Origin of the sequence: Dechloromonas sp. H13, assembly GCF_009469615.1 — a bacterium.
In the GTDB taxonomy this organism is placed as follows: Bacteria; Pseudomonadota; Gammaproteobacteria; order Burkholderiales; family Rhodocyclaceae; genus Azonexus.
On record NZ_SSXX01000001.1, the window covers coordinates 424,987 to 446,065 of the forward strand.

General features: G+C 61.5%; 26 protein-coding genes and 2 tRNA genes. 11 read left to right on the forward strand and 17 right to left on the reverse strand.

The window, feature by feature from the left end:
* Window positions 1–9 precede the first annotated feature (9 nt).
* Window positions 10–213, forward strand: coding sequence for a hypothetical protein (locus tag GH660_RS02085; protein WP_153144915.1), 204 nt, complete (start codon window positions 10–12; stop codon window positions 211–213).
* On the opposite strand, the gene GH660_RS02090 is transcribed toward GH660_RS02085, so the two are convergent.
* The gene (locus GH660_RS02090) at window positions 210–689 is read right to left on the reverse strand and encodes a hypothetical protein (RefSeq protein WP_153144916.1); all 480 of its coding nucleotides are present in this window, start codon (window positions 687–689) and stop codon (window positions 210–212) included. The two genes, GH660_RS02085 and GH660_RS02090, sit on opposite strands and share 4 nt — an antisense overlap.
* A complete protein-coding gene (locus GH660_RS02095) occupies window positions 686–1,162 on the reverse strand; it encodes a helix-turn-helix domain-containing protein (protein ID WP_153144917.1) in 477 nt (158 codons plus the stop codon). The genes GH660_RS02090 and GH660_RS02095 overlap by 4 nt, the downstream gene beginning before the upstream one ends.
* A 177-nt stretch (window positions 1,163–1,339) precedes the next feature.
* On the opposite strand from GH660_RS02095, the gene GH660_RS02100 reads away from it, so the two are divergent.
* Genes GH660_RS02100 through GH660_RS02120 form a run of 5 tightly spaced genes read left to right on the forward strand, consistent with a single transcriptional unit; the run spans window position 1,340 to window position 6,439 of the window.
* Window positions 1,340–4,060: a DNA methyltransferase gene (locus GH660_RS02100; RefSeq protein WP_153144918.1), complete on the forward strand. Its 2,721-nt coding sequence runs from the start codon at window positions 1,340–1,342 to the stop codon at window positions 4,058–4,060.
* Window positions 4,057–4,677: a hypothetical protein gene (locus GH660_RS02105; RefSeq protein ID WP_153144919.1), complete on the forward strand. Its 621-nt coding sequence runs from the start codon at window positions 4,057–4,059 to the stop codon at window positions 4,675–4,677. The genes GH660_RS02100 and GH660_RS02105 overlap by 4 nt, the downstream gene beginning before the upstream one ends.
* 3 nt (window positions 4,678–4,680) lie before the next feature.
* Window positions 4,681–5,391 (forward strand): SOS response-associated peptidase, encoded by a 711-nt coding sequence (locus GH660_RS02110; RefSeq protein ID WP_153144920.1) that lies wholly within the window; start codon window positions 4,681–4,683, stop codon window positions 5,389–5,391.
* The gene (locus GH660_RS02115) at window positions 5,388–5,939 is read left to right on the forward strand and encodes a hypothetical protein (RefSeq protein WP_153144921.1); all 552 of its coding nucleotides are present in this window, start codon (window positions 5,388–5,390) and stop codon (window positions 5,937–5,939) included. Before GH660_RS02110 ends, GH660_RS02115 begins: the two co-directional genes overlap by 4 nt.
* Window positions 5,936–6,439 carry a thermonuclease family protein gene (locus GH660_RS02120; RefSeq protein ID WP_228276317.1) on the forward strand — a complete coding sequence of 168 codons (504 nt, stop codon included), beginning with the start codon at window positions 5,936–5,938 and terminating at the stop codon, window positions 6,437–6,439. The genes GH660_RS02115 and GH660_RS02120 overlap by 4 nt, the downstream gene beginning before the upstream one ends.
* A gap of 180 nt (window positions 6,440–6,619) precedes the next feature.
* Here the strand turns inward: GH660_RS02120 and GH660_RS02125 are convergent, their stop codons facing one another.
* Window positions 6,620–6,955, reverse strand: coding sequence for a helix-turn-helix domain-containing protein (locus GH660_RS02125; RefSeq protein WP_153144922.1), 336 nt, complete (start codon window positions 6,953–6,955; stop codon window positions 6,620–6,622).
* A gap of 327 nt (window positions 6,956–7,282) precedes the next feature.
* Between GH660_RS02125 and GH660_RS18165 the strand changes: the two genes are divergently transcribed.
* The 3 genes from GH660_RS18165 to GH660_RS02140 are packed head-to-tail and all read left to right on the forward strand — an operon-like array spanning window position 7,283 to window position 8,568.
* Window positions 7,283–7,951, forward strand: a complete 669-nt coding sequence (locus GH660_RS18165) for a hypothetical protein (RefSeq protein ID WP_368666106.1) — start codon at window positions 7,283–7,285, stop codon at window positions 7,949–7,951.
* On the forward strand, window positions 7,948–8,157 hold the full coding sequence (locus GH660_RS02135) for a hypothetical protein (protein ID WP_153144924.1): 210 nt from the start codon (window positions 7,948–7,950) through the stop codon (window positions 8,155–8,157). Before GH660_RS18165 ends, GH660_RS02135 begins: the two co-directional genes overlap by 4 nt.
* Window positions 8,158–8,217: 60 nt before the next feature.
* The gene (locus GH660_RS02140; RefSeq protein ID WP_153144925.1) at window positions 8,218–8,568 is read left to right on the forward strand and encodes a hypothetical protein; all 351 of its coding nucleotides are present in this window, start codon (window positions 8,218–8,220) and stop codon (window positions 8,566–8,568) included.
* A gap of 172 nt (window positions 8,569–8,740) precedes the next feature.
* On the opposite strand, the gene GH660_RS02145 is transcribed toward GH660_RS02140, so the two are convergent.
* Together GH660_RS02145 and GH660_RS02150 are read right to left on the reverse strand one after the other, a co-directional pair.
* Window positions 8,741–8,814 (reverse strand) — tRNA-Thr (locus tag GH660_RS02145).
* A gap of 102 nt (window positions 8,815–8,916) precedes the next feature.
* Window positions 8,917–9,237, reverse strand: a complete 321-nt coding sequence (locus GH660_RS02150; protein ID WP_228276318.1) for an STAS domain-containing protein — start codon at window positions 9,235–9,237, stop codon at window positions 8,917–8,919.
* A gap of 240 nt (window positions 9,238–9,477) precedes the next feature.
* On the opposite strand from GH660_RS02150, the gene GH660_RS02155 reads away from it, so the two are divergent.
* Window positions 9,478–10,023, forward strand: coding sequence for an NUDIX hydrolase (locus GH660_RS02155; RefSeq protein WP_153145363.1), 546 nt, complete (start codon window positions 9,478–9,480; stop codon window positions 10,021–10,023).
* Here GH660_RS02155 and GH660_RS02160 read toward each other — a convergent pair whose 3' ends face one another.
* From GH660_RS02160 to GH660_RS02210, 11 genes are all read right to left on the reverse strand, one after another.
* Window positions 10,024–10,725 carry a TonB family protein gene (locus tag GH660_RS02160; protein ID WP_153144926.1) on the reverse strand — a complete coding sequence of 234 codons (702 nt, stop codon included), beginning with the start codon at window positions 10,723–10,725 and terminating at the stop codon, window positions 10,024–10,026.
* Between the two features lie 73 nt (window positions 10,726–10,798).
* Complete coding sequence (locus GH660_RS02165; RefSeq protein ID WP_153144927.1) at window positions 10,799–10,939, reverse strand: DUF3149 domain-containing protein; 141 nt, start codon at window positions 10,937–10,939, stop codon at window positions 10,799–10,801.
* A gap of 31 nt (window positions 10,940–10,970) precedes the next feature.
* Window positions 10,971–11,486, reverse strand: coding sequence for a FixH family protein (locus GH660_RS02170; RefSeq protein ID WP_228276319.1), 516 nt, complete (start codon window positions 11,484–11,486; stop codon window positions 10,971–10,973).
* 13 nt (window positions 11,487–11,499) lie between these two features.
* Window positions 11,500–12,909 (reverse strand): cytochrome c oxidase accessory protein CcoG, encoded by a 1,410-nt coding sequence (gene ccoG, locus GH660_RS02175; RefSeq protein WP_153144929.1) that lies wholly within the window; start codon window positions 12,907–12,909, stop codon window positions 11,500–11,502.
* Between the two features lie 141 nt (window positions 12,910–13,050).
* Window positions 13,051–13,950, reverse strand: coding sequence for a cytochrome-c oxidase, cbb3-type subunit III (gene ccoP / locus GH660_RS02180; protein ID WP_153144930.1), 900 nt, complete (start codon window positions 13,948–13,950; stop codon window positions 13,051–13,053).
* Between the two features lie 14 nt (window positions 13,951–13,964).
* Window positions 13,965–14,141 carry a cbb3-type cytochrome c oxidase subunit 3 gene (locus GH660_RS02185; protein ID WP_153144931.1) on the reverse strand — a complete coding sequence of 59 codons (177 nt, stop codon included), beginning with the start codon at window positions 14,139–14,141 and terminating at the stop codon, window positions 13,965–13,967.
* Window positions 14,142–14,143: 2 nt separating this feature from the next.
* Complete coding sequence (ccoO, locus tag GH660_RS02190; RefSeq protein WP_368666107.1) at window positions 14,144–14,779, reverse strand: cytochrome-c oxidase, cbb3-type subunit II; 636 nt, start codon at window positions 14,777–14,779, stop codon at window positions 14,144–14,146.
* A 19-nt stretch (window positions 14,780–14,798) separates the two neighbouring features.
* Complete coding sequence (gene ccoN, locus GH660_RS02195) at window positions 14,799–16,223, reverse strand: cytochrome-c oxidase, cbb3-type subunit I (protein WP_153144933.1); 1,425 nt, start codon at window positions 16,221–16,223, stop codon at window positions 14,799–14,801.
* Between the two features lie 292 nt (window positions 16,224–16,515).
* Window positions 16,516–16,710 carry a cbb3-type cytochrome oxidase assembly protein CcoS gene (gene ccoS, locus GH660_RS02200; protein ID WP_153144934.1) on the reverse strand — a complete coding sequence of 65 codons (195 nt, stop codon included), beginning with the start codon at window positions 16,708–16,710 and terminating at the stop codon, window positions 16,516–16,518.
* Window positions 16,710–19,151: a heavy metal translocating P-type ATPase gene (locus GH660_RS02205; RefSeq protein ID WP_153144935.1), complete on the reverse strand. Its 2,442-nt coding sequence runs from the start codon at window positions 19,149–19,151 to the stop codon at window positions 16,710–16,712. Before GH660_RS02205 ends, ccoS begins: the two co-directional genes overlap by 1 nt.
* A gap of 57 nt (window positions 19,152–19,208) precedes the next feature.
* Window positions 19,209–19,976 (reverse strand): 3-hydroxyacyl-CoA dehydrogenase, encoded by a 768-nt coding sequence (locus GH660_RS02210; RefSeq protein ID WP_153144936.1) that lies wholly within the window; start codon window positions 19,974–19,976, stop codon window positions 19,209–19,211.
* A gap of 212 nt (window positions 19,977–20,188) precedes the next feature.
* Between GH660_RS02210 and GH660_RS02215 the strand changes: the two genes are divergently transcribed.
* Window positions 20,189–20,869 (forward strand): response regulator transcription factor, encoded by a 681-nt coding sequence (locus tag GH660_RS02215; RefSeq protein ID WP_153144937.1) that lies wholly within the window; start codon window positions 20,189–20,191, stop codon window positions 20,867–20,869.
* A gap of 83 nt (window positions 20,870–20,952) precedes the next feature.
* Here GH660_RS02215 and GH660_RS02220 read toward each other — a convergent pair.
* A tRNA-Thr gene (locus tag GH660_RS02220) sits at window positions 20,953–21,028 on the reverse strand.
* Between the last annotated feature and the right edge of the window lie 51 nt (window positions 21,029–21,079).

A 21,079-nucleotide genomic window follows, 5' to 3' on the forward strand; every position in this document is an offset into this window, starting at 1 on the left:
GAAAAGCCGATGAACGATTTGCAACTCGCCCTACGCGAAGCATTGGCGGCAACGCAGGAATGCAACCCTGCCGACCTTGATGCCGGCGACCTTGAACTTTGGCACCTGTGCGACCGACGTATCGAGCAGATCATTGAAGCTCTGATCGCCGGGCATGATGAGTGCGGCCCGGCAGCGCGGGCAATTCTTGCGCGGTTCAGGTTGCCGGGCTAAATCATCCCGGCCTTCCCCATCTGAAGTAGCGGCACCAGTGCCTGCACGGCTGCCCGCAAATGGCCCTGCGCAGCCGCCAGCGCAGCGAGAACCAGATCGGCCCGGCGTTGCCATTCATGGTCGGGCTCAACGCCAGCAGCGTGCGCGGCATCAAGCAGGTCACACAACTGCATTTGCTCAGCCTCAACGGCGTAGTGGATCGCATTGCTGGCGGGCTGGATTTTGTAGAACAATTCCTTGAGATCGGCGAAGGTGTTGCGCTCCGGGTTGATCGGATGCTCTGGCATTTGGCCGGCGGACAACGCAAGGTATTGCTCGAGAATTGCACTGGCCCGGGCAGCCATGACCTGAGTCCGAATGTCGGCGGCGGTCGGCTTGATTTGGTCTTGGGCGATAGCCAGTGCTGCAGCGGCGGTGGCACCGGCCAGCTTGAGCCGGGCATGGGGGCGGGTCTTTGATTTGGTAGCGATGGTCATTTGGCCGCTCTCCGTCTGCGCCATTGTGTTGTCCGTGAATCGCGCGTGTAGCCGGCCAGCCGCAAGAGATGCCCGTTCAGCACGCGCTGTTGATCCGGGTTGCACTCCCCGACGCTCCGCACCCCAAGTCGCTTCAGGATTTCGAGAATCGGCTCGGGGCCGTAGATTGATGCCAGCGTGCCGGCCTTCTTCTGCAGCAGCCTGTCCCGTTCAATCCAGTCGGCGGTCTTCCAGCTCACTCCGGCGCCCGCCTGTGCAACATCGTCGATGCGCTGGAAGCTGCGGCGACCATAAACGATGTCCCGGATTTGATGCACCGGGATGTAGCGTGCAGCACGTAGGCCGGCGCCCGGCAAACAGTGCGCCGTGAGGTAGCCGGCATGGATCATTCGGCGCACTGTTTGCGACCCGCAGCCCAGCATTCGCGCCGCTTCCGCCACCTTGACCTGCTCTCGATCACTGGAAATTTTCACAGGTATCACCGTTTAGACAATTGAAACGCTTCCATCATACCGCAGTTAATGACCCGTGGGTCAGTAGTGATTTGGCATTGACCCGAGCCTTGTCGCCGGAGTTCTTGATCGCCACAATTCCCGCCCCTATGTCACCCGGCTATACTCCCCCGCATCGCCGCCAACCGACCGCCCCCGATGCCGCTCTCATGGAATGAAATCCGCAGCCGTGCCCTCGCCTTCTCGAAGGAATGGGCTGAGGAATCCAGCGAGGACGCCGAGGCCAAGGCATTCTGGGACGCCTTCTTCGCTGTCTTCGGCGTCACCCGCCGCCGGGTTGCCAGCTTCGAGGAACCGGTCAAGAAGAGCGACGGCAAGGGCGGTTACATCGACCTGCTGTGGCGCGGCGTCCTGATCGTCGAGCACAAGAGCCGCGGCAAAGACCTCGACCGGGCGACCAAGCAAGCCTTCGACTACTTCCCCGGGCTGAAGGAGCGCGACCTGCCCCGCTACGTCGTGGTCTCCGACTTCGCCCGCTTCCGCCTGCACGATCTCGACGCCGGCACCGAGCACGATTTCGACCTCGCCGACCTGCACAAGAACGTGAAGCTGTTCGGCTTCATGGCCGGTTACCAATCGCGCAGCTTCGGCAAAGAGGCTGCCGTCAATATCCGGGCCGCCGAGAAACTGGGCAAGCTGCACGATCTGCTCAAAGCATCTGGTTACGAGGGCCATCAACTCGAGGTGCTGCTGGTCCGCCTGCTGTTCCAGCTCTTCGCCGAAGACACCGCCATCTTCGAGCGCCGGCAATTCACCGACTGGATCGAGCAGCGCACCAGCGACGACGGCGCCGATCTGGGCTCCCTGCTCAACACCCTGTTTGAAGTGCTCGACACGCCCCCGGAGAAGCGCCAGAAAAGCCTCGACGAGCAACTGGCCGGGTTCCCCTACGTCAATGGTCGCCTGTTCGCTGAGAACCTGCGCTCGGCCAGTTTCGACCGGGCCATGCGCGAGACCCTGCTCGATTGCACCGCCCTCGATTGGAGCCAGATTTCGCCGGCGATATTCGGGTCGCTATTCCAATCCATCATGGACGCCCAAGCCCGGCGCGACCTCGGCGCCCACTACACCTCCGAGCACAACATCAGGAAGGCGCTAGGGCCGCTGTTCCTCGATGACCTGTGGGCCGAACTAGGCAAGCTGAAAGCCAGCGCCAAGAGCAACGCAAAACGCCTGCTCGAGTTCCACGCCAAGCTGGCCGGCATCCGGGTTCTCGATCCCGCCTGCGGCTGCGGCAACTTCCTCGTGGTCGCCTATCAGGAACTGCGCCTGATCGAACTGGAACTGCTGCGCGAGATGCACAAGCACCGCGAGACCGGGTTCCTCGATGTCGGGTCGATCATGTTCGTCGATGTCGATCAGTTCCACGGTATCGAGTACGAGGAATTCCCGGCGCAGATCGCTCAGGTCGCGCTGTGGCTGACCGACCACCAGATGAACATGCGGGTGTCGGAAGAGTTCGGGCAATACTTCGTGCGGCTGCCGCTGAAGAAGGCGGCGAACATCGTGCATGGCAATGCGCTCACGACCGATTGGGCGAGCGTGGTGAAGCCGGCGGACCTGAGCTACATCGTCGGCAATCCGCCGTTCGTGGGCAAGAAGGAACAATCACCGGCCCAGAAGAGCGAAGTGATGGCGACCTTCGACGGCCTGAAGGGCGCCGGGGTGCTCGACTATGTGACCTGCTGGTATCGCAAGGCGACGGACTACATGACCGCTAACCCGGTCATTCGCACGGCATTTGTCTCGACCAACTCCATCACCCAAGGCGAACAGGTTGGCATCCTCTGGGGCGATCTCTTCACCAGCGGGGTCAAGATTCATTTCGCCCACCGCACGTTTCAGTGGTCATCCGAAGCCCGGGGCAAGGCAGCCGTGCATTGCGTCATCATCGGCTTCGGACTGCAGGATCGTAGCGACAAGCTGATTTTTGACTACGACACGCCGCAGAGTGAGCCGCACGCTCTGGCAGCAACGCAAATCAATGGCTACCTCGTCGATGCCCCCGGGGTGGTTATCTCCAAGCGCAGCAAACCATTGAATTTTGCCGCGCCGGAAATGGCTTACGGAAGCATGCCAATCGACAATGGCCACCTCACCCTGACTGAAGATGATGCTCAGCAACTTATTGCCGCGTACAGCGAGGCAACCCCGTACATTCGGCGCTACCAAGGCGGGGATGAATTCATCAATGGGCAGGTGCGCTACTGTCTCTGGCTTGTGGGATGCCCGCCTGAAAATCTTAGGGCGTGGCCGCTCATTCGGTCGCGCGTAGAGGCCACCCGCGCGTTTCGCCAGAGCAGCAACCGCGAACGGACAAATGAACTGGCCGACACCCCGGCACTTTTCGGCGAAATCAGGCAGCCGACTCGGCGCTACCTGTTTGTTCCCAAGGTCTCTTCGGAGAACCGACACTTCCTGCCCATTGGCTATTGCGAACCTGAAGTAATTTCCAGCGGCTCCGGTTTGCTGGTAGGTGATGCCACCCCCTATCACTTCGGCGTTCTGACCTCGACCATGCACATGGCGTGGATGCGGACTGTGTGTGGCCGAATGAAAAGCGACTACCAATACTCCGCCGGCATCGTCTATAACAACTTCCCGTGGCCCACCCCCACCGAGCCCCAGCGGAAGGCCATAGAGCAGGCAGCGCAGGCCGTTCTGGACGCCCGGGCGATGTTCCCGAACTCCACCCTTGCCGACCTCTACGATCCGCTGACCATGCCCCCGGAACTGACCGCGGCGCACCGCAAGCTCGACAAGGCCGTTGATGTCGCCTACGGCAAGCCGGCCGGGTTTCCGACCGAGGCCGAGCGCGTGGCGTACCTGTTCAAGCTGTACGAGGCGGCGACGGCATGAACCTCGCTGTGACATCGCACGCCCATCTTGAGCGCATGAAGTGCCGAATGGACGAGGGAACGGAAGAGGCACTTTTCTATGCCGCATTAGAGTTGCGATGCGGTGTCGAAGCTCGAATGCGCGAGTACGTCGAGGCCATCGACGGCATCCCGGAGTCCGAAAAAAAGCAGTGGCATGTTGCCAAGCTCGGCCGCTCACTCGCAAACGCATACCGCACCGGCGACAAGGTGATGATCTTCGTCTTCATCTTCCCCGAGGATGGTAGCGAAATGCAGCTTTCCTACATGCCGGTGATGGCAAGGCTGCAGAAGATCGTCGAACAGTTGGGCGACTACATGCACGCAGCGAAGCCGGCGCGGGCCGCCGAGGCTGGATGGATAGACAACCTGCGCGATCTCTTGAATGAAGCCTATCCATTGCTGCTGCTGGCAACGTCCGGCGAACTGGTAGGGCTACCGCTGGTGAATGAAGAAACCGGCAAACTCAAGGTAAATGCGGTACTGAAGCTGGGAGACCCACGTGCTTCGTTACTCACCCGAATGATGGAAGGTGCCCGCCCCACAGTCTCGGTCATCCATATCGAGCCAACAGGACCGATCACCTTCTACGAGAATTAGCCCATGTGCGGACGCTATGCCCTCAAGGCCACCGCCACCGACCTGATCGAGCACTTCCGGTTGCTCTCGTGCCCGGAGTTCGGCCTGCGCTACAACATCGCGCCGCAGAGCATGATCCCGGTCATCCGGGAGAAGCCGGGCGCCGGCCGTGTCGGGCAATTGGTCAAATGGGGCTTGATTCCCTCGTGGGCGAAAGACCCGAGCATCGGCAACAAGCTCAACAACGCCCGCGGCGAAACCGTCGCCGAGAAGCCGGCCTTTCGCACCAGCTTCGCCCGGCACCGCTGCCTGATCCCGGCCAGCGGCTTTTTCGAGTGGCAGCCGGTCGCGGGCAGGAAGCAGCCCTACTACCTGCACCCGACCGCCCCCGGCGATCTGTTCGCCTTCGCCGGCCTGCTGTCCGCATGGACAGCACCAGCCGGCGAGACAGTCGTTTCGACCTGCATCATCACGACCGGGCCGAACGCGGTCATGGCGCCGATCCACGACCGGATGCCGGCCATCCTGCCGCCCGAGCAGTTCGACGCATGGCTCGACCCCGGCAACCACGATACGGCCGCTCTGGCGGCGATGCTGGGGCCTTGCCGGGCCGATCTTATGGCGGCCTACCCGGTCAGCCCGGCGATCAACAGCGGCCGTGCCGAGGGGCCGGCGTGCATTGATCCTGTCGAATTGGAACAGCATTCCCCATCCCCTCCGGATACGAACCCATGAAGTCGATCGCCCTGTTCATCATCGGCCTGACACTGGCGCCGCTGGCCAACGCCCAATTCCGCTGCGTCGAGAACGGCAAGACCGTCTTTCAGGATCGCCCCTGTGTCGCTGAGCCGCCCCCTTCGGCGCCGAGCGGTAACAACCCGAAGGCAATCGGCGACGCGGGCAACAGCGCCTATGCGACGGGATACGGAGACTGGCGCGGGCAGGTCCAGTATCAGGCCAGCATCAACGGCCAGCCAATTTCGGAGGCGCACGCCGTCGTCCAGACAACGATCTCGATTGACCCGCAGGGCAAAATCACCGGCTCGTCGCCGGAGAACGGCTGCAGGATGAAAGGCATTGCCGCCCCCGGGGTGACTTCCACAATCCTGAGCCTCGACATCACGCTCACCGGTTGCCACTACCCGAATCTGAACCGCAGATTGTCGGGAACGCTCGCGCTGTACCCTGCTCAGAAGTCTTCGCAGTTCTGGATACACGCCACCCCGATAGACCTTCGCAGGCCCGGCCAGAGCTACGAACTCAAGGGCACGTTGCGGCGGTGAAGAAGCCGATTGCCATCCTGTTTCTGGCACTCTCCTTCGGCGCCCACGCCGATACCCTGCTCGGCCGCGTTGTCGGCGTCGCTGATGGCGACACCGTGACTGTGCTTGATGCCGGCCGCCAGCAGCACAAGATTCGCCTGCAGGGCATCGACGCCCCCGAGAAGAAGCAGCCCTTCGGCGAGAGATCGAAACAGAACCTGGCCCGCATGGTCTTCGGGAAGGATGTGCGGGTCGAATGGGAGAAGCGGGACAAGTACAAGCGCATCGTCGGTAAGGTCTGGGTGCAGCCGGCCAGTTGCCCCACCTGCCCGATGACACTGGACGCCGGGCACGCGCAGATCACAGTCGGATTGGCGTGGTGGTATCGGAAATATGCCGGCGAACAATCACCGCAGGACCGCGGCGCCTACGAACATTCCGAGCAGGAGGCCCGGGCGCGGCGTGCAGGGCTGTGGTCTGACCCGGACCCAGTGCCGCCGTGGGAGTGGCGCCGGCGATAGCCGCCACCGTCAAGCAGTGACAGCTTGAAATCTATTTTTTCTAAATCTGTGGGCAGGTGACGCCTTGTGTATCCAGCCGATCGGCCAGCGGGGTGTATGGGGGGTCAGGTTCGGGTACGGCAGGCAAGGGGTGGGGGTCGGCCGAACATTCGGCAGGTTGCGGTGGGCGCAAGTGCGCGATCACATCAGGTCGGACAGCGGCGGGTAACCAAGCACTGCCCGCTCGGCGTTGATCTTGGCCAGAGCCTCGGCCTTCTTCTCTTTCGCAAGCCGCCGTGCCCGGGCAACCCGGCACGCGCCGCTGCATGTCGCCGCGTCAGCCCGAGCATCCGCCGGCAACTCGCCCCCGCATTCGCTGCAGGTTCGTACCGCCCTGAGTTCTCGCAGCTTCCTGAGCTTAAGGGCATCATCGACCGCCTGCCGGCTGATGCCGCACGCCTTGGCTGCCTCGGCGGGTGACGACCCGTTATCGACCAGCTTCAGCGCTTTGGCTGTCCTTGATTCTTCAGCATCCATGTTTTGCTCCAATACCTTGACGCCTCGGACTGTAACACCTAAAACTTGACAAATGCAAGGGTTAAGTGTTACAATGTGCGGTTCGGCCGGGATGTCTCGGCCGGCATTTTCATTTGGAGAATCGCAATGAACACCACCCCGGAGAATATCTAAACCAACAAGCTGCAGGCGCTGCCGGTCTTCTATCGGCCGGAGCAAGTCGCCAGCAACACCAGCAGCTTTAGCCCGTCAGCAGGCAAGCCTGCGCTGGTTGTCGAAAGCTGGCAAAAGCTCGGCATCCCGTTCGACATCCGCAGCTTCAACCCGCTGCGCCGCGATCAGATCAAGCTGGCGCACGACCCGGCCTTCGTTGATGCCCTGCTCGACTGCAAAATCAGCAACGGCTTCGGCAATCGCTCCCGTGCTGTTGCGGACAGCCTGCCATACACCACGGCCAGCCTGCTGGCCGCCGCTCAGGAAGCACTGCGCAATGGCGTCGGTGCCATCAGCCCGACCTCTGGCTTTCACCATGCCCGCTATGCGCACGCCGCCGGCTTCTGCAGCCTGAACGGCATCGCCGTCGCTGCGCAAAACCTGCCCGGCGTGCGTGTCGGGTTGCTCGATCTGGACCAGCACGACCCAGACGGCGTGCGCGAAATCGTAGAGCACCTAGGTCTTGACCTGCCGATCCTGCATGGACGCGGCACACCACGCACCGCCGAACGCTGGCTGCAGCAACTGCCGGCCACGATCATCGAGACCTTCATCGACTGCGACCTGCTACTCGTGCAACTCGGGGCCGACCCGCATGTCGAGGATGAGCTGGGTGCCGGCTGGCTTGACGACGAGCAGTTACGCCGTCGAGACCGTGCCGTTTTCAAGACCTGCCGGGCAATCGGCCTGCCGGTGTGCTGGAATTTGGCGGGCGGCTATCAACACGATGCCGACGGCACCATTCGCCCCGTGCTGAATGTGCATGACGCCAGCCTGCAGGAATGCTCGGAGGTATGGCTATGACCCCGGACACCATGAGCACCTACCGCATCCTGCTGCAGCGCCCGAGCTTCATGGGCGGCGGCACCTTCAGCACCAGCGTCGAAGCCGATAGCCCGGAAGCTGCGGTCGATGCCGCTCGCCTCCACGCCTGCCATGCGGATGGTGTGGGCGAGATCAACCCAACGGACTACGCCGTGCTGGCTATCGACCTCAAGCCGGCGCGCTGAGCACCCTTTTCGTTTCATCAACCCCGGCGCTTCCTTACGCCTCAAAACAGGAGAACACCCATGTCTGCATTCATCTGCACCGACCGGCACATTGCCACCATCGCCCTCACCTACGCCTCGCTTGTCCCGGGCGTCAATGCGCAGGCGCTGGCCGACGAGCTGAAAGCGATCAATATCGACTCCGTGAATTACCGCTATGCCCACCACGGCAACCCCGAGCCTGTAACGCCGTGCCACTTGGGCGATGCGGTGCCCGACCTGACCCCGCCTGATCTGGTGGCACTGTGCAACTGCTTGGATTACCAGAGTTGCGAGCGGCCGGACTACGACGGCACGCTGTTGGAGAACATCCGGGCGCGGTTTGCGCAGGATGTTCGACATGGGATCAAGTCGCCGGTCTGGTCGATCTGATCTTGAAGCCGACCGCCCGGTCCTGAAAAGCAAAAAGCCCAGCGCTGAGCTGGGCTTTTTTCCGTCCGGTACTGTGCTAGATTTGCTTGGTGACAAAGCGCCGTCGTTCCGCAAATCGTTCCGCAACCAAGCCGATGTTAGTGACCACTACCGCCACATAGCCTGATTATTCTGGTGCCCCCGAACGGAATCGAACCGCTACCTGATGATTACAAATCAACTGCACGACCTTCATGCTACGGGGGCTGCCTGTATCGGGGCCGAATTATAGCTTGAGCCTCGCATCCGGCGCACGCCGCATGCGACAAGCGGCGGATGACCTTTCCGGGCACAGGCCGGGGGCGTCCGTCAAGTGATGTGAAACAACTTCCCGAAATTGGCTATATCGAGAACCTGCTTGACGTTGCCATGCACACCGGAAAGCGCGACCGCCTTGCAGGCAGCGCCCATCTTGTCACGCAGCATCAGCAGCATGCCCAGCGCGGAGCTGTCGAGATAATCGACGTCGGAAAAATCGATGGAAACGTGGCTGACGCTGGCATCAGCCACGAGCGGGTCAACAGCGGTCCGAAATTCGCGGTGGGTATTGAAGTCGAAGCGACCGGAGAGCCGAACCTGAACCTTGTTGCCATCGCGGGTGACATTTACTTGCATTTTTTCCTGTTGCAATTCTGACAACGCCCTTCAGTGTGATGAACTGGCCGACGACACCAAGTTTAACAATACATCGGCTACACATCGGCTCGATCTGAAACCGGGACATCATGTGGATTCACACCGATCGCGGGCAATTCGCCATTGTATCGAATCGGCGAGTGAATCTGCTTACCAATGGCCGGCACGCAGGATTCGGCTGGATGCCTGCAGTGCTAAACTGCTGACATCCTCATGAAAATTCATCGTCCGATGATCAAATACTGCACGCATTGCGGCGCCGATGTCTCCTTCGAAATCCCCGCCGGCGATGCGCTTCCGCGACACGTTTGCAGGCGATGCGGCCATATCCATTACGAAAACCCGCGGCTGGTGGTCGGTTGCGTAGCCACTTGGGAAGGACGCATCCTGCTCTGCCGGCGAGCCATCGAGCCACGACGGGGTTTCTGGACTCTGCCTGCCGGCTTCATGGAAAACGGAGAAACGACGGCCGAGGCCGCCAGTCGCGAAACGCATGAGGAGGCCGGGGCGCGGATCATCATCGACGCGCCTTTTTCAATGGTCAGCATCGCCCACATCAATCAGGTCCATCTGTTTTACCGCGGCCGGCTCGCCTCTGCAGAGCATTCGGCAGGCGACGAAAGCCTAGAGGTTGCGCTGTTGCAGCCGGAAGAAATCCCCTGGGAGGAGATTGCATTCCGTAGCGTCACGCACTGCCTGGAACGCTTCCTAACAGACGCTGCGCAGGGGCATTTCGGCTTCCACGAAACCGCATTGCCGCCACTCGGCCGGGCTTCCTGATCAATCCTCCAGGCGGTAATGGATCGGCAGGGTCAGGCCGACCTGCCGATTGCGCAGACTATCGGGCACCGCTGCCGTCTGCGCGGCCAGCAAGACCAGCTTCTGGGCCTCCTCGTCGAGCAGGGCAAACCCGCTCGACTGGCCCAGGCCAACCTGCGGAACGCCGCCCCCGGCCACCGTGTTGACGACCACCACGACGACCCCCTCCCACCCCCGTTCGCGCGCCACCGACGGGTAGCGTTTGAAGCGACGCGCCTCGCGAGCGAGGTTCAGGCGGTACTGGCGCACACCTTCCGGACTGATCTCGCTTTTTTGGACAGCGGCAACGTCGGTAGCCGCAGTCGGCGCCGAGTTTGCGACCAACGCCTGGTCGGCCGACGTAATTTCGTTGGTTGCGGTCGACCGTGAAAAAGGAGGCAAATCGGGGCGCACCTTCCCGGCGATCGACCTGGCTTTCGCCTTACCGGCAATCGCCGAAGTTTTCTGCGGTGCGGGCTGCAGGCTCTTCGGTTGCGGCAACGCGGACATGGACTTTTCCGGAACCTGCAGGCGCGCATCGAGCGCCACCCTTGCGGCGTACGACACCGGGTCCGCAAATCGGCCAGCATCCCGAAACGAAAAGAGCACGGCCAGATGGCAGACGAGTGATATGAAGATTGCCCGTCTCAACATCCGGTCATCGGTCCGAATCCAATTGGCCATCGCAAAAACAAACCCCCGACGGCAACGCCGATCGGGGGAAGGGGGCCGCGCAGGGCGGCCAGCGCAAGGGCAATTACTTACCGAGCTTGCGCGATTCCTCGTTCATCTTGTTCGAATACATCTTGCCCATGACGACGCCGATAACCAGCACGCCGACGATGACGCCCAGACTCATCAGACCGATGTCGCTACCAAACAAAAGTTCCCAAGCCATATGTCACCTCCCAGTAACGAAAAAATAAATCCTACTGCGCAGGCCGAGACACGAGGCGCAACGGCTCCTCGGAATCGGCTACCCAGTCCCCCTGCAGCCGCCACTTGCCGGCAGGATCCTCGATCGAGACATACCAGCGTCCGCCGATATCGGCGTCCATCCTGCCGCTGTAGAAACCCTGACCCTCCGACTGCATCCTGACCAGTTGGTCATGCCCGGCCCGGGTCGGGTGCGCCAGTTTCAGGGTCAGCGCCTCGGGCAGCACCGCCGCAGCCTCGGCCGCGGTCAGCAAGAGGCGAACCTGCATCCCGGAACGCATCACGTCGGCACGCAGGCCAAGTTCGCTGGCGTAATGATCGCGCTGCAGACGCTGGTTGACCGCCAGCCCCTGCTTGTAATAATCGTCGGCCACCAGCCCGTCATTGCTGACGATCGCCAGCCAGGCGGTGATGAATCCGGCGACGATGACGATCGCCGGACCGGCCATGAGGAGCCAGGGCCAGCGCTCCTTGTACCAGGGTTTGCTATCGCTTGCTTGCAGTGTCATTGAATTGCTCATGTCAGGGCATCAGGAAAGAGGCCTTTTCATGAACCGCTATCTTGTCGTGGTTCAGGGCCTTGATATCGAAATAGATCGTGTTCGCGCCCTTCTTGCCCGATTCGGGCGGCACGCGCACGACGATGGTCACTTCATGGTTCTCGGCGCTGGCAACCTCGACGATGCGCTCACCGACGATCTCGATGCCATCCATCCCTTCCACCGCCAGCGAATAACGCTTCGGATCTTCCGTCGTGTTCATGATCTTGAGGTTATAGACGTTCTCGATGCGTCCGTCGTCCGCCTCGCGCGCCAGGAGAGAGCGGTCGCGAATCACGTCGACCTTGAGCGGTACGCGCGTCGCCAGGGACCAGGCCGAAGCGACGGTAATCGCCACCAGGATCACCGTGTAGAGAATGATCCGCGGCCGCAGGATGTGGCCAACCACCTCCTTCGGCGTGAAGTGCTTGGCCAGGGCATTTTCGGTCGTGTAGCGAATCAGGCCGCGCGGCAGCCCGACCTTGTCCATCACCGGATCGCAGGCATCGATGCAGGCGCCGCAGCCGATGCATTCGTACTGGATACCCTTGCGGATATCGATACCGGTGGGGCAGACCGCGACGCACAGTCCGCAATCGACGCAATCGCCGACCGTCTTGGTGTCTACACCCTTCTTGCGCGGACCGCGCGGCTCCCCGCGTTCCGGGTCGTAGGTGATGACTAACGTGTCGGGGTCAAACATCACGCCCTGGAAACGGGCATAGGGGCACATGTATTTGCAGACCTGCTCGCGCAGGAAGCCGGCCTGCATGTAAAAGAAGCCGGCGTAGAAGAAGGTCCAGAAGAGTTCCCAACCCGACAGGTTGAAGGGCAACGCGGCGAGCAGTTCGCTCACCGGCGTGAAATAGGCGACCAGCGTAAAGCCTGACCACAGCGCGATGATGATCCAGATCGCGTGCTTGGCGGCCTTGAGACGGAGCTTGCGGGCGCTCAGCGGAGCCTTGTCCAGTTTCATCCGGGCCGAGCGATCGCCCTCGATCCGGTTCTCGATCCACATAAATATTTCGCTGTAAACCGTCTGCGGACAGGCATAGCCACAGAACAGGCGGCCGGCGATCGCCGTGAACAGGAACAGCGCGTAGGCCGAAATGATCAGCAACAGGGCCAGGTAAAAAACATCCTGCGGCCAGAGGACCAGGCCGAAAAGATAGAACTTGCGTTCTGCGAGGTGGAAGAGAACCGCCTGACGACCATTCCACTCCAGCCACGGCAGGCCGTAGAAGATAATCTGGGTGAACCAGACGAAGGCCCAGCGCCAGTTGTTCCACCATCCCTTGACGTCACGAATGTAGACTTTCTTGTGCTTCTCGTAGAACGAAACGGGAGCAGGCGCGGGGCCTGGCGTTGGGGTAGCGTTGTTGCTGGGTTCCATTATGGCTGTATCCGTATCGAAATTGCGCTAAAGGCAGGATTTTGCAGTGTTCTCAGAAACGCAATTTTGATACAAATCAGGCATTGCTAATGCACTTGGAGAAGAAAAAACGGGGCGGTTGCCCGCCCCGTTGCGGTGCCGTTACTTGGCGCCCTGGCTCAGGCTGAGCACATAGGCCGCCAGCAGGTGGACCTTGGAATCACCCAGGAATTCCTTCCAGGCCGGCATCTTGTTCTGGCGGCCATTGGTGATGGTCTCGATGATCGTGTTTTCCGACGAACCATACAGCCAGACCTTGTCGGTCAGGTTCGGCGCACCGAGGGCGTGCATACCCTTGGCGTCCGGGCCGTGGCAGCCCGAGCAACCAACGCTGGCGAAGGCTTCCTTGCCCTTGGCGGCGCGGACCGAGTCGTTCGGCAAGCCGGACAGCGAGCGGACATAGTTCGCCAGATCCTTGATGGTATCCGCGCCCAGTTGCGCATGCGGGGGCATCACGCCCATGCGGCCATCGGCGATGGTCTGCTCGATCTGGGCCGGTTCGCCGCCAAACTGCCAGTCGCTGTCGGTCAGGTTCGGGAAGCCCTTGGCGCCGCGCGCATCCGCACCGTGACACTGCATGCAGTAGGTCAGATACAGGCGCTTGCCCATTTCCATTGCCTGCTTGTCACCCGCGATAGCTTGCAGATCCATCGCCGAGTACTTGTCGTACAACGGCTTGACGGTGGCGTCCATGCGCTCACGCTCGATCTTGTACTGGCCGACCGCCGACCAACCCAGCAACCCCTTGAAACTACCAAGACCCGGATAGAGGGCCAGATAGACCAGGCCAAAAATGACGGTGATGACGAACAGCCAGCTCCACCACTTGGGCATCGGATTGTTGTATTCCTCAAGGGTCTCATCCCAGACATGACCCATGGTCTTGCCCGGCGTGAACTTAGCCTTGCCCTGCATGTAGAGAAGTAGTGCGCAGGCAAAAATACTGCCCAACACAATCACAACCACGTACACGTTCCAAAAACCGCTAACGAAATCGCTCATTTGCTTTCCTTTTTTCAGCGAGGATGCGACGTGCGGGACGCCCCATCCTGATCATCGTGCTCCGCGAAAGGCAAGTTGGCAGCTTCCTCGAACCCCTTCTTGCTGCCCTTGCCGTAAGCCCATGCCACGATACCGAGGAAGCAGAGCAACCCGGCAACCGTGACGATGGAACGCAGATCGTTGATGTCCATGACTATTGCTTGGCCGTCTTGAGCGCCGTGCCCATACCTTGCAGGTAGGCAATCAGAACGTCCATTTCGGTCATTTCGCCAATCGCAGCCTTGGCACCCTTGATTTCCTCGTCGGAATAGGTCGGAATCCCGCGCACATTGGCGTAGCCACGCATGACTTCCATCTTCTTCTCGATATCGGCACCGACGGAATCCTTGGCCTTGGTATTCGCCAGGAAGGCGAAGGCCGGCATGTTGGATTCCGGCACCACGTCGCGCGGATTCATCAGGTGGGCACGCTGCCACTCGTCCGAGTAACGGCCGCCGACGCGATGCAGGTCCGGACCGGTACGCTTGGAACCCCACTGGAACGGGTGGTCATAGACGTATTCGCCGGCGACCGAGTAATGGCCGTAGCGCTCGGTTTCGGCACGGAACGGACGGATCATCTGCGAGTGGCAGAGGAAGCAGCCTTCGCGGACGTAGATATCACGCCCGGCCAGGCGCACCGCGTCGTAAGGCTTGAGGCCTTCGACCGGCGTCGTCGTCGACTTCTGGAAGAAGAGCGGAACGATTTCGAGCAGGCCGCCCCAAATCACGGTTAACAGCGTCAGAACGATGAGCAGCCCGACGCTTTTCTCAATTTGCTCGTGTTTGATCATTATTATTTCCCCCTAATCAGGCGTGATGAGCGGCAGGAACGACCACCGGCGCATCCTGCGTCTTGCCGCCGGCCATGGTCCTGAACATGTTGTAAGCCATGATCAGCATGCCGGTGAGGAACAGGACGCCGCCCAGCCAGCGAATCGCCCAGAACGGATAGGAACCCTTGACCGACTCGACGAAGCTGTAAGCCAGCGTGCCGTCGGCATTCACCGCGCGCCACATCAGACCTTGCATCACACCGGCAATCCACATCGAGGCGATATAGAGCACGGTGCCGATGGTGGCGATCCAGAAGTGCACCGTAACCAGCTTGGTGCTGAACATTTCGGTCTTGCCGAAGAGCTTGGGCAGCAGGTAGTAGATGGAACCGATGGAGACCATGGCCACCCAGCCAAGCGCGCCGGAGTGCACGTGGCCGACCGTCCAGTCGGTGTAGTGCGACAGCGCATTGACGGTCTTGATCGACATCATCGGGCCTTCGAAGGTGGACATGCCGTAGAAGGACAGTGAGGTAATCAGGAACTTCAGGATGGGATCGTCGCGCAGCTTGTGCCAGGCACCCGACAGGGTCATGATGCCGTTGATCATGCCGCCCCAGGAGGGTGCCAGCAGAATCAGCGAAAACACCATGCCGACGGACTGGGTCCAGTCAGGCAGTGCGGTGTAGTGCAGGTGGTGCGGGCCAGCCCACATGTAGGTGAAGATCAGCGCCCAGAAGTGGACCACGGACAGGCGATAGGAATAGACCGGGCGGCCGGCCTGCTTCGGTACGAAGTAATACATCATGCCCAGGAAGCCGGCGGTCAGGAAGAAGCCGACGGCGTTGTGGCCGTACCACCACTGGATCATCGCATCCTGCACGCCAGAGTAGGCCGAGTAGGACTTGGTCAGCGACACCGGCACGGCGGCGCTATTGACCAGGTGCAGCAGCGCGACGGCAAGGATGAAACCGCCGAAGAACCAGTTGGCCACATAAATGTGGGAAACGGTGCGCTTGGCTATGGTGCCGAAGAAGACGAGTGCGTAGGAAACCCAGACCAGCGTGATCAGGATGTCGATCGGCCACTCAAGTTCGGCATACTCCTTGCCCTGGGTCATGCCCAGCGGCAACGTGACGGCAGCCAGCACGATGACGACTTGCCAGCCCCAGAAAGTAAAGGGAACCAGCGGGCCACCCCAAAGGCGCGCATGGCTGGTACGCTGCACGCACCAGTAAGACGTTGCAAACAAAGCGCAGCCGCCGAACGCAAAAATAACTGCGTTGGTATGCAGCGGACGCAGACGGCCGAAATGCAGGAAACCGATATTCAGCTCCGGCCAGACCAGTTGCGCTGCGATGATGACACCGACAAGCATGCCGACGATGCCCCAGATGACGGTCATGACGGCAAATTGCCGCACGACCTTGTCGTTGTACGTGGTTTGCGTTCCAGACATGAACCCACCTCTCGTTAATAAAAAAACCGGATGCCAACCTCCCCGAACCCAAGGCGGCACATGAAAACGGATGGTATTCTAGATTAGAAGCGGAGATTTGACCTAGATCAACCTACCGATTATCTAGGTCAAATTACGCCGAATGGTGTAGCAAAACGCCACATTCGGCGGTCGGCTGACAAAAAAAGGGTGCGTCGCAACGCACCCCAACCCCAACAGAGAACTTTCGTGCAGCATTCGCTTCACATGGGGCCATTTTCAATGCCCGGACCGCATCCGGCGTTGACGCAAGTCAAACTTTTTCCGAATCGTCCTTCCTGGTCGACGCCGAGTTCGGAATGTTCGGCCCGTCGTCATCCATCAGAATCTTGAAGGCCGGCCCCTCGAGATCGTCGAACTGGCCGCTGCGCACCGACCACCAAAAGGCGACGGCGATCGCGAAAACGAGAACGACCGATACCGGGATGAGCAGGTAGAGGATTTCCATCAATCACCATCCACGCGCTGTATGCGCAACGAATTGAGAACCACCAGCAGCGAACTCGCCGACATGCCGATCCCGGCCAGCCAAGGGGTCACGTAGCCGGCGATCGCCAGCGGCAGCGCAACGAAATTATAGGCGAACGACCACCACAGGTTCTGGCGGATGACCCGCAGCGTCTTCTGCCCACGCAGCAGGCCGCGGCGCAGATGGTCGAGATTCTCGGAAAGCAGGATGAAATCGGCCTGGGTGCGGGCGAGCTGGGCACCGCCGCCCATGGCGATCGAAACCTGCGCTTGGGCGAGGACCGGCGCATCGTTGACGCCATCGCCGACCATCGCGACAACCGCGCCGCCGGCCTGCAGTTCGCTGACGCAGGCGTGCTTGCCCTGCGGCGTGACGCCGGCCCGGACATCGGCGATCCCCAGGGTGTCGGCAACCCGCCGGGCGACGGCGGGCGCATCACCGGTCAGCAAGACGATCCGCTTGCCTGCCGCATGCAGCGCATCGATCAGCGGCCGCGCCTCCGGACGGACCTCGTCGCCAAACCTTAAGAGGGCCAGGCAACCGCTTTCGTCGGCGAGGACGACTACCGTATCGCCGCTTTCCAGCCAGGCCGCGGCGACATCCGGAAGCCGGCCGGCGCCAAGCCCCAGCGCGTAGGCCGGGCGACCGATGCGATAGCGACGCCCGGCGATGTCGCCCTCAATGCCCTGCCCCGCCTCACCCAGCGCCTGGCCGGCAAGCGGCAGCTTCCGGCCTTCGGTAGCCGCGCGCAAGGCCTGCGCCACCGGATGCTCGGAGGCATGCTCCAGCGCTGCGGCGATCGCCAGACACTCGTCGTGCGCCAGATCGCCGGTCGGCAACACATCGACCAGACGCATGTGGCCGCTGGTCAGGGTACCCGTCTTGTCGAACACGAAATGCGTCGCTCGGGCCAGCGTTTCGATGGCATGTCCGCGCGTCACCAGCAGGCCGTCCCGGGCCAGCGCGCCAGCGGCCACGGTCAGGGCAATCGGCGTCGCCAGCGACAGGGCGCACGGGCAGGTGACGACCAGCACCGATACGGTGATCCATAACGCCTTCGAGGGATCGACGAAATACCAGCCGATGGCGACGGCCACCGCCACGAACAGCAGCGCGGCGACGAAATAGCTGGCAATGCGGTCGGCCAGTTCGACGATGCGCGGCTTCTCGGCCGCTGCCCGCTCCATCAGGTGAATGATCGCCGACAGCCGCGTGCCCTCGCCGACCTGGTCGACCCGTACCACCAGCGGGCTCTCGGCGTTGAGCGAGCCACCGGTCACCGACATGCCCGGCGATTTCGGCACCGGCCGGCTCTCGCCGGTCAGCAGCGCCTCGTTGGCGCAGCTGACGCCCTCGACGACCGTGCCATCGGCCGGTACGATGTCACCCGGGCGCACCAGCACCACGTCGCCCGGACGCAGGTCGGCGACCACGCGCTGCTCGCTGCTGCGGTCGACCGGAAAATTGGGCATGATTTGCGCGAATGCCGGCAACAGCTTGGCTAGCGCCTCGGTGACGCTGACCGCCTTCTGGCGGGCGGTCATCTCCAGGTAGCGCCCGCCGAGCAGGAAGAAGACGAACATCGTGACCGAATCGAAATAGACCTCGCCCTGCTGCGTCAGCGTCGCCCAGCAACTCGCGATGAAAGCTGCACCGACGCCAAGCGCCACCGGCACGTCCATGCCGACCCGGCGCAGCCTGAGATCGCGCCAGGCATTGCGGAAGAACGGCGCCGAGGAGTAGAAGACCACCGGCAGCGTCAGCAGCAGGCTGGCCCAGCGCATCAGGCTCTCGATGTCGGCGGTCATGTCGCCGTCGGCAATGTACACCGGGTAGGCGTACATCATGACCTGCATCATCCCGAAGCCGGCGACCCAGAGACGCCAGAGCGCGTCGCGCCGCTCCTTGCGCGAAATCTCCTCGTTTTTCGCGGCATCGTAGGGGTAGGCGCGGTAGCCGATGGCGGCGATCGCCCCCAGAATGTCCGACAGCCTGATCTGCGCCTCATCCCAGCGCACCCGCGCCCGGCGAGTCGCATAGTTGATATCGACTGCCGTCACGCCGGGCAATTTGCCGACATGCTGTTCATTGAGCCAGATGCAGGCGGCGCAAGTGATGCCTTCGAGCAGCAGCGACGCCTCGCGCTCGGTTTCGCCACGCGCCCGCACGAAGCTTTTCTGGAATTCCGCATGGTCGAACAGGGCAAGCTGGTCGAGAATCGCTGGCGTCGCCTCGCGCGGCGACTCCGGCAGAGCGTCCCGGCTGCGGTAATAATCGGCAAGCCCGTTATCGACAATCGACTGCGCTACCGCCTGACACCCGATACAGCACATCGCGCGCGCCTCGCCGCCGACGTTCACCGACAACGCCACGTCGTCAGGGATCGGTTGGCCGCAGTGATAGCAGGGGGCTTGGGACATGCAAATAAAAAAGGCACCGAAGTGCCTTTTGGGTCTAGGGCGGAGCCGAAGTATAGATTATTTGGTTCCCATGCGGATGGCGCCGTCCAACCGGATGACCTCACCGTTGAGGTAGGCGTTCTCGGCGATATGCCTGACCAGCGCGGCGAATTCGGCCGGCCTGCCCATGCGCGACGGGAAGGGCACCATCTTGCCCAGCGACTCCTGCACCTCCGGCGGCATGCCGAGAAGCATCGGCGTTTCCATGATGCCCGGGGCGATGGTCACGCAGCGGATGCCGCTCTTCGCCAGTTCGCGGGCCACCGGCAACGTCAGGGCAACGATGCCGCCCTTCGAGGCGGCGTAGGCAGCCTGGCCCAGTTGCCCCTCGAACGCTGCGACCGATGCCGTGTTAACGATGACGCCACGCTCGCCGCCGGCATCGGGTTCGCCCTTCATCATCGCGTCGGCGGCCAGGCGGATCATGTTGAAGGTTCCGACCAGGTTGATATTGATTGTCCGCGCGAAACTTTCCAGCTTGTGCGGCCCCTCGCGCCCGACCACCTTCTCGGCCGGCGCGACGCCGGCGCAATTGACCAGCCCGTGCAGGCCACCGAAAAAGGAAATTGCCGTCTGCACGGCGTTGACCGCGCTTGCCTCGTTCGCCACGTCGGTTTCGACGAAGCGCGCGTTGGCGCCGAATCCGGCCGCCAGCCTCTCGCCGGCCTCGCGATTCAGGTCAGCCAGAACGACCTTGGCGCCAGCCTCGACCAATGCCTGTGCGCTCGCCGCGCCAAGGCCCGACCCGGCACCGGTTACCAGAAAAACTTTTCCCTTGATCTCCATCGCAGCTCTCCAATAGCTTGGTTCGATTGCCCAATTTCAACTCCAGACGGTACCGTATGGAGCGTCCCGCATATTAACCCGGACAACAGAAAACGAAAACTGCCAGCACACCCGGCAATTTCCACACCCGCAAACTTTCCTACTAGATTTGCCACACCAAAAATAGTATAAACATACTAACAATCAGCATACGCCATCCCCACAAAGCCACCATGACCTCCCCACAAACCAAACCCATCCGGGTCATGCTGATCAGCGATCTGCAGATCGTGCTGTGGGGGCTCGAAAAACTGGCGCTGGAGATGCAGCCGCGCCTCGAACTAGCGGGAACCACGACAGACTGCCTGACGGCGGCGCAGGCGCTCGCCGACTCGCCGGTCGACGTCATGCTGGTTGATCTCGACGGTAATATTAGGATGGATGAAATCAGCGCGTTGTGCTCGATGTCGCCGGCGAAGGTGCTGGCGCTGTCCGGGTCGCGCGATATCGCGCTGTGCGACAGCGCGATCCTGGCCGGCGCCCGCGGCGTGCTCGCCAAGACCGAGTCGGCGGAAGCGATCGTCAAGGCGATCGAAAAAGTTCATCAGGGCGAACTATGGATCGACCGCTCGGCAACCAGCCGAATCCTCCACCACCTGGGCGAGAAGAGGATTCCGCATTACGAAACCCCGGATCAGCGGAAAATTGCCAGCCTGACCCGCAGGGAACTCCAAACTGTCTCCGAAATCACCAGGGATGCGGCGGCCAGCGGAAAGCAGATCGCCGAGCGGCTGAAAATCAGCGAAAATACGCTGCGCAATCACCTGAATTCGATTTACGCAAAACTGGGTATTTCCAGCCGCCTCGAACTGTTCGCCTATGCGAAACTGCACGCGATAAACAACAAGCCCTGACGGTATGAACAGGGCGTTCCCGTCACGTTTCGTCCGTGCGGACGAAAAAAAGGCCTGCGGACCAGCGCAAGCCTTCGGGTTTCTGGTGCTGCAGAGAGGAATCGAACCTCCGACCTACTGATTACGAATCAGTTGCTCTACCAACTGAGCTACTGCAGCACAGCGTACAATTATAGCTTTTGCGCGCCCCATCAGGCAACGCCGGCAATC

Bases quoted from the DNA above. Each gene is read 5' to 3' on its own strand.
- GH660_RS02085 (WP_153144915.1), top strand. From the start codon at position 10: ATGAACGATTTGCAACTCGCCCTACGCGAAGCATTGGCGGCAACGCAG.
- GH660_RS02090 (WP_153144916.1), bottom strand. From the start codon at position 689: ATGACCATCGCTACCAAATCAAAGACCCGCCCCCATGCCCGGCTCAAG.
- GH660_RS02100 (WP_153144918.1), top strand. From the start codon at position 1,340: ATGCCGCTCTCATGGAATGAAATCCGCAGCCGTGCCCTCGCCTTCTCG.
- GH660_RS02105 (WP_153144919.1), top strand. From the start codon at position 4,057: ATGAACCTCGCTGTGACATCGCACGCCCATCTTGAGCGCATGAAGTGC.
- GH660_RS02110 (WP_153144920.1), top strand. From the start codon at position 4,681: ATGTGCGGACGCTATGCCCTCAAGGCCACCGCCACCGACCTGATCGAG.
- GH660_RS02115 (WP_153144921.1), top strand. From the start codon at position 5,388: ATGAAGTCGATCGCCCTGTTCATCATCGGCCTGACACTGGCGCCGCTG.
- GH660_RS02125 (WP_153144922.1), bottom strand. From the start codon at position 6,955: ATGGATGCTGAAGAATCAAGGACAGCCAAAGCGCTGAAGCTGGTCGAT.
- GH660_RS02135 (WP_153144924.1), top strand. From the start codon at position 7,948: ATGACCCCGGACACCATGAGCACCTACCGCATCCTGCTGCAGCGCCCG.
- GH660_RS02140 (WP_153144925.1), top strand. From the start codon at position 8,218: ATGTCTGCATTCATCTGCACCGACCGGCACATTGCCACCATCGCCCTC.
- GH660_RS02160 (WP_153144926.1), bottom strand. From the start codon at position 10,725: ATGGCCAATTGGATTCGGACCGATGACCGGATGTTGAGACGGGCAATC.
- GH660_RS02165 (WP_153144927.1), bottom strand. From the start codon at position 10,939: ATGGCTTGGGAACTTTTGTTTGGTAGCGACATCGGTCTGATGAGTCTG.
- GH660_RS02170 (WP_228276319.1), bottom strand. From the start codon at position 11,486: ATGACACTGCAAGCAAGCGATAGCAAACCCTGGTACAAGGAGCGCTGG.
- ccoG (WP_153144929.1), bottom strand. From the start codon at position 12,909: ATGGAACCCAGCAACAACGCTACCCCAACGCCAGGCCCCGCGCCTGCT.
- ccoP (WP_153144930.1), bottom strand. From the start codon at position 13,950: ATGAGCGATTTCGTTAGCGGTTTTTGGAACGTGTACGTGGTTGTGATT.
- GH660_RS02185 (WP_153144931.1), bottom strand. From the start codon at position 14,141: ATGGACATCAACGATCTGCGTTCCATCGTCACGGTTGCCGGGTTGCTC.
- ccoN (WP_153144933.1), bottom strand. From the start codon at position 16,223: ATGTCTGGAACGCAAACCACGTACAACGACAAGGTCGTGCGGCAATTT.
- ccoS (WP_153144934.1), bottom strand. From the start codon at position 16,710: ATGGAAATCCTCTACCTGCTCATCCCGGTATCGGTCGTTCTCGTTTTC.
- GH660_RS02205 (WP_153144935.1), bottom strand. From the start codon at position 19,151: ATGTCCCAAGCCCCCTGCTATCACTGCGGCCAACCGATCCCTGACGAC.
- GH660_RS02210 (WP_153144936.1), bottom strand. From the start codon at position 19,976: ATGGAGATCAAGGGAAAAGTTTTTCTGGTAACCGGTGCCGGGTCGGGC.
- GH660_RS02215 (WP_153144937.1), top strand. From the start codon at position 20,189: ATGACCTCCCCACAAACCAAACCCATCCGGGTCATGCTGATCAGCGAT.